The following is a 6,187-nucleotide window of genomic DNA, read 5'->3' as shown; positions in this document are numbered from 1 at the left end:
GCGGTGGATGTGACGTTCCATGAGGTCACGGCCGCGGATGAGGTGTCGGTGCCGATTGGTGCGCCGGTGTGGAACACGCAGGTGTTCGTGTTGGATTCGCGGTTGCGGCCGGTGCCGGTGGGGGTGCCGGGTGAGTTGTACCTGGCGGGTGTGCAACTTGCGAGGGGGTATGTGGGTCGTAGTGATCTGACGTCGGATCGGTTTGTGGCGAATCCGTATGGCGGTTCGGGTGCGCGGATGTACCGGACCGGTGACCTGGTCCGTTCCACTCCGTCAGGCGAGCTGGAATATCTGGGGCGCAACGATTTTCAGGTGAAGTTGCGTGGTCTGCGGATCGAGCTGGGCGAGATCGAGGCGGCCCTGCGCGGGCTCGACGAGGTCGATCAGGCCGTGGCCTTGGTCCGCGGGGACGGCCTGGGTGGTCAGCAACTGGTCGGGTACGTGGTCGGCGACCCGGCGTTCGATTCGGGCGTCGCCCGCGCGTCCCTCGGCCGTGTGCTGCCGGATTACATGATTCCGAACGTGTTCGTGACGCTGGACGAGTTGCCGGTGAACGCGTCCGGCAAGCTCGACCGCTCGGCGTTGCCCGCGCCGGAGCCCCTCGCCCGTGAGTACCGCGGGCCGGTGTCCGCGACGGAGATCGCGATCGTGGAGGTGCTGACCGATGTACTCGGTGTCGGCCGGGTCGGGTTGGACGACAACTTCTTCGAGCTCGGCGGCAACTCGCTGATCGCGACCGGCGTGGTGGCTCGGCTTTCCGAGCGACTCGGGTCCGAGGTCCGGGTCCAGTGGATGTTCTCCGACCCGACTCCGGCGGGGCTCGCCAACCGGATCGACTCGGGTACGGGCGCCGACGTGGACGGTGAGGCGTCATTCGAGGTGCTGCTGCCGATCCGGGTCGGTGGATCCGAGCCGCCCCTGTTCTGCGTGCACCCGATCGGTGGGCTGTCATGGGCCTTCGCCGGCCTGGCCCGGCACCTCGAGTCCGACCGCGGGATCTACGGCCTGCAGTCGCCCGCACTCGGGCGTTCCGGCTGGGCGCCGGGGTCGATCTCCGAGTGGGCCGACAGGTACGTGCGCGAGATCCGGTCGGTTCAGCCGAAGGGGCCCTATCACCTGCTGGGGTGGTCGCTCGGTGGCGTGATCGCTCAGGCGATGGCGGTCCAATTGCAGGCAGAGGGCGAGGAGGTCGCGCTGCTGTCGATGATGGACAGCTTCGCCGATCACGAGGCCGCGCCCGCACGGTCGGTCCTCGAGGATCCCACCCCGGACGAGCTGCTCGGCGGGCTGGTTCCGGAGGGGATCCTCGCCGACGACCGGATACGGACCGTCGAATCCGTGTTGGAGTCCCTCACGCTGCTGGCAGCCCACCATCCGAAGCCGTTCGCGGGTGACCTCGTGTACTTCACCGCGGTGCGGGAGGACAGGAGCGGGGCGCTCGGGGCCTCGACCTGGCGGTCGGTGGTGGGCGGCGCGATCCACAATCATCCGGTGGAATCGACCCACTGGGGAATGGCCTCGCCGGAGGCCTTGGCGGTGATCGCGCGCCACCTCGACGACTGGTGGACCAGGGCGGAAGCGGTGGTCCGCTAGCGCTCGGTGACGGCGAACCGTCAGTCCCAGATCCCCACTTCCTCCAAATGTTTGATGAGACGCTGAGCGCCGTCGAGGAAATGAGCCCTGGATTCGCGCCCGGCCTCGTCGGCCTTGCCCGAGGCCATCGCGGCGATGAGCCGGTCGTGGCTCGCGACGGCGGCATCACCCCAGCCGTGGTCCGCCGAATAGAAGTGCACCGGCGTGTACCGGGTGGCATTGAGCAGGAACCGGGAGAGCTTGGCGGCGCCCGCCAACCGATTCAGGATCCGATGAAAGTCGAACTCGAGGTCCTCGATCCGGGCCGCATCCGAATCCTCCACGGCACGTGCCAGTTTCGCATTGATCGCGCGGAGCTCGTCGAGAGTCTCCTGGTCGATGGCGGCGGTCGCCCTCGACGTCAATTCCTCGGCGATCTGTCCCTGCAGCCAGAAGACGTCGTTGATGTCACCCCGGCTGAGGGCGGCGACGACGTACCCACGGTGCGGCACCAGCTCCACGAGGCCCTCGCTGCGCAGCGTCAGCAGGGCCTCGCGGACGGGGGTGACACTCACCCCGAGTTCGGCGGCGGTCTCGTCGAGGCGGATGAACTCGCCCGGCCGCACCCCGCCCGACATGATGAGGTTGCGGACGTGCACCGCGACGTCATCGGAGAGCTGAGGGCGGCGACGGAGCGCGCGCGCCTCCTTGGGGCGGGGTGTGGCGGACGAGGTCATCGAGTCTCCTTCTGACGGCAATCAGCTTAAACGCCTGCCAGTGGCTACAAGCCGTACGTCTTTCCGATGATGTCGCGCTGGATCTCGCTGGTCCCGCCGAAGATGGTGGACACCAGCGCCCCGCGGACATGCTTTTCCATGTCGAACTCGGTGGCGTAGCCGTACCCGCCCATCATCTGCATGCCCTCGAGGGCGACGCGCTTGGCGGTCTCCGTCGCCTTCAGCTTGGCCATCGAGGCCTCCCGGGCGAGGACCTTGTCCGGGTTGGCGTCCGCCTCGCGCGCGACGTTGTAGACGAGCAGCTTGGTGCATTCGATCTCGGTGGCGAGGTCGGCCATCCGGTGCCGCAGCGACTGGAAGCTGCCGATCGGCCGACCGAACTGCTTACGCTGGGTGATGTATCCGAGGGTGTCGTCGAAAGCCCGCTCCGCGGTCCCCAGGATCATCGCGGCAAGGATCAGTCGTTCGAAGTTCAGTCCGGTCATCAGCTGGCGCCAGCCGTTCCCCACCTCGCCGACCACCGCATCCGCGGGGAGTACGCAGTCGGTGAAGTAGAGGTCGTTCGTCTCCTTCTGGCCGCCCATCAGCTCGATCGGGCTGATCTTCAGGCCGTCCGTGCGCGCAGGCACGTGGAACATGGTCAGTCCCTCGTGCTTGTTCTCGCCGCGGCTCGTGCGCGCGACGAGCAGGATGTTCTCCGAGATGTGGGCGTTGGAGCACCACGTCTTCTGGCCGTTGACCAGCCAGCCGTCCGAGGTCTGCTCGGCCTTGGTGCTCAGGTTCCCGACATCGGAACCGGCCTCGGGCTCGGACATCGAGATCGACTGGGAGGCACCGCGGACGATGCCGCGCAGCACCTCATCCTTCTGCTGAGGGGTGCCGAACTTGGCGTATGCCCCGCCGGTGATGAGCGTCGGCCCGATCGCGCCGATCGGCAACATCCCGCGGTGGGTCTGCTCGAGCAGGATGCACATGTCGACCATGGTCGCGTCGGAGCCGCCGAATTCCTCGGGGATGGTCAGCCCGAGCCAGCCCAGCTCGGCCATCTTCTCGTATACGCCCTGGTTGTGATTGTGCGCGCCGTGATCCGTCAACTGATCGCGCTTCTCGCGCGTACCGGCCTCGCGCTTGCAGAAGTCGGCGACGGCCTTGGCGAATGCCCTCTGTTCCGTGGTGAATTCAACGCTCATCTTCGTTGTCTCCCGCTGGTCGTGTCGGCGCACGGTTCGCGCCGGGGAATCGGTGCCGATGTGGTCTTGTCGGCGGGCCTGTTGCCGCCTAGTGTGATCTTCACAACACTACATCACATCAAATATATTTGATGAGAAGTATCCAGATGTGAGGCGACGGAGGGAACTGTCCATGGCACAGCAGGCGGCCGAGAAGCGCGAACTCACCGAGACGGCCGGGTCTCCCGCGGGGGCGGCATCGATCGAGTCGCTCGATCCGCGCACCGACGCGGTCATCGCCACCTACCCGGTCGCGGACGCGAACGAGGTCGCCAGGGTCGTGGAGCGGGCCCGGCCCGCGGCGCGGTGGTGGGATTCGTTGGGGTTCGACGGGCGCAAGCGATGGCTGCTGGACTGGAAGAAGGCGATCGCGTCCGACGCGCAGGCTCTGGCCGCCGTGATCTCCCGCGAGACCGGCAAGCCGCAGGGCGACGCCCTGCTCGAGGTGATGCTCACCGTCGAGCACCTGGATTGGGCCGCCCGCAATGCCGCCAAGGTGCTCGGCAAGAAGAAGGTGCCCTCCGGGTTGGTGAGCGCCAATCAGGAGGCGACCGTCCGCTACCAGCCGCTCGGCGTGGTGGGGGTGATCGGGCCGTGGAACTATCCGTTGTACACGCCGATGGGCTCGATCTCGTACGCACTGGCGGCGGGCAACGCGGTGGTCTTCAAACCGAGTGAACTGACGCCGGGCGTCGCGGTGTGGATCGCCGACAAGTGGCAGACGCTGGTTCCCAACCAGCCTGTGCTCCAGGTGATCACGGGTGACGGCGGTACCGGGGCCGCGCTCTGCAGGGCAGGGGTCGACAAGGTCGCGTTCACCGGGTCGACGCCGACCGCAAAGAAGGTGATGGCCCTGTGCGCGGAGACCCTGACCCCGATGGTCGCGGAGTGTGGCGGCAAGGACGCGATGCTGGTGGACGCCGATGCCGACCTGGAGGAGGCATCGAATTTCGCCGTCTTCGGTGCGATGGGCAACGCGGGCCAGACCTGTGTCGGGGTGGAACGGATCTACGTGGCGGACGGTGTGTTCGACACCTTCGTACAGAAGGTCGCCGAGAAGGCCGAACGGCTGCGCCCTGGCGGCGCCCCGGACTCCTCGTACGGGCCGATGACGATGGCACGGCAGTCGGAGGTGGTGCGTGGGCAGATCGACGACGCCCTCGCCAGGGGCGGTCGCGCGGTGCTCGGCGGCCCGGAGTCGATCCGTGCGCCCTTCGTCGAGCCCGTCATCCTCGTCGACGTTCCGGAGGACAGCATCGCAATTCGTGAGGAGACCTTCGGGCCGACGGTGGTGATCAACCGGGTCGCGGATCTGGACGAGGGGATCGCCGCCGCCAACGCCTCGAAGTACGGACTCGGTGCCTCGATCTTCACCCGTGACCGCAGGCGGGCGGTGGCGGCTGCGGAGCGGTTGCGGGCCGGAGTGGTCACGATCAACTCGGTGCTGGGATTCGCGGGCGTGGCGGCGCTCCCGTTCGGCGGGGTGGGGGAGTCGGGCTTCGGCCGGATCCACGGCGCCGACGGGCTGCGCGAGTTCAGCCGGGCGAAATCGGTTGCCCGGCAGAAGTACAAGGCGCCGTTGAACCTGTTGTCGATGGAACGCAAGGCCCGTGACATGAAGATCGCGGCCTGGCTGCTCAAGACGCGGCACGGCCGGGGCTGAGGAGGCACCATGTTTCTGGTGAACGAGAACCCCTCAACACCGCGCGGCAGGAACGGCTGGCTCCACCGGATCGAGCAACTCGATCCGGCGACGGACCACCAGGAGATCCATCGGATCACCGCCGGCTTCGAGTTTCCGTGGGACTACCAGCGGGCGCTCGAGTTCGCGCTGTTCCGGACCTACTGTGTGCCCACCATCTCCGCGCTGCTGCGCAGGACCGGTGAGTTCGAGAAGCGGCCGCAGAAGCGCTACGACGACACGGCGCTGCTGATGGCCGAGCTCGTCGAGCACGGCTACGACTCGCCGCGGGGCACGGAGTCACTGCGGATGGTCAACCGGATGCACGCGAAGTACGACATCGACAACTCGGACATGTTGTACGTGCTGAGCACCTTCGCCTTCGATCCCCTGGACTGGATCGACCGCTACGGCTGGCGCCCACTGCACCCGAACGAACGGCTCGCCTCGTTCCTGTTCTACCGGGGGGTGGGGCTGCGGATGGGGATCAAGGACATCCCGGAGGACTTCCAGGATTTCTACCGGTTCAAGATCGACTACGAGGCGGAGCGCTTCCGGTACACCGAGGACAATCACATGATCGGGGTCTACACCCGTGACCTGTTCTGCTCCTGGTTCCCCCGTCCGCTTCGGCCCGCCGTTCGTCAGGGGGTGTACGCGATGCTGGACCAGCAGATGCGCTCCGCCTTCGGGTTCCCGGCGGCACCGGCGTGGATGACGGGGGTCGCGCAGCGCGGATTGGTCGCCCGGTCCATGGCTGTCCGGCTGCTGCCGCCGCGCAGGCGGTCGAAGGCCACCAGGGACCCGCACAACCGGACCTATCCCGGATATCCGGTCGGCTACCGGCCGAGCGACCTCGGAGTGGACCAGAACCACGGTCGGGGCTGACCAGCGCGGACCGCGGGTCCTCCCGCGCTACGGGAACCTCGATGCGCGGGGTTTAGTGTCAAACGGTACCGTCTCGCCGG

5 protein-coding genes are annotated in these 6,187 nt (G+C 67.3%); 3 read left to right on the top strand and 2 right to left on the bottom strand.

The features are described 5' to 3' along the window. Positions 1 to 1,593, top strand: a 1,593-nt coding sequence (locus BR31_RS0123355) for an alpha/beta fold hydrolase (protein WP_027503104.1), incomplete at its 5' end; no start/stop codon positions are given. 20 nt (positions 1,594 to 1,613) lie between these two features. On the opposite strand, the gene BR31_RS0123350 is transcribed toward BR31_RS0123355, so the two are convergent. Continuing rightward, positions 1,614 to 2,309 carry a GntR family transcriptional regulator gene (locus tag BR31_RS0123350; protein WP_027503103.1) on the bottom strand — a complete coding sequence of 232 codons (696 nt, stop codon included), beginning with the start codon at positions 2,307 to 2,309 and terminating at the stop codon, positions 1,614 to 1,616. A 44-nt stretch (positions 2,310 to 2,353) separates the two neighbouring features. Beyond that, the gene (locus tag BR31_RS0123345; protein ID WP_027503102.1) at positions 2,354 to 3,499 is read right to left on the bottom strand and encodes an acyl-CoA dehydrogenase family protein; all 1,146 of its coding nucleotides are present in this window, start codon (positions 3,497 to 3,499) and stop codon (positions 2,354 to 2,356) included. Between the two features lie 172 nt (positions 3,500 to 3,671). Here BR31_RS0123345 and BR31_RS0123340 point away from each other — a divergent pair, with 172 nt between their 5' ends. Next, positions 3,672 to 5,201 carry an aldehyde dehydrogenase family protein gene (locus BR31_RS0123340; RefSeq protein WP_027503101.1) on the top strand — a complete coding sequence of 510 codons (1,530 nt, stop codon included), beginning with the start codon at positions 3,672 to 3,674 and terminating at the stop codon, positions 5,199 to 5,201. Positions 5,202 to 5,210: 9 nt separating this feature from the next. Further along, a complete protein-coding gene (locus tag BR31_RS0123335) occupies positions 5,211 to 6,107 on the top strand; it encodes an oxygenase MpaB family protein (RefSeq protein WP_027503100.1) in 897 nt (298 codons plus the stop codon). The last annotated feature ends 80 nt before the right edge of the window (positions 6,108 to 6,187 follow it).

This window comes from Rhodococcus sp. UNC363MFTsu5.1 (assembly GCF_000686785.1).
GTDB lineage: Bacteria > Actinomycetota > Actinomycetes > Mycobacteriales > Mycobacteriaceae > Rhodococcus_G > Rhodococcus_G maanshanensis.
This window is presented reverse-complemented; position numbering and strand designations above follow the sequence as displayed.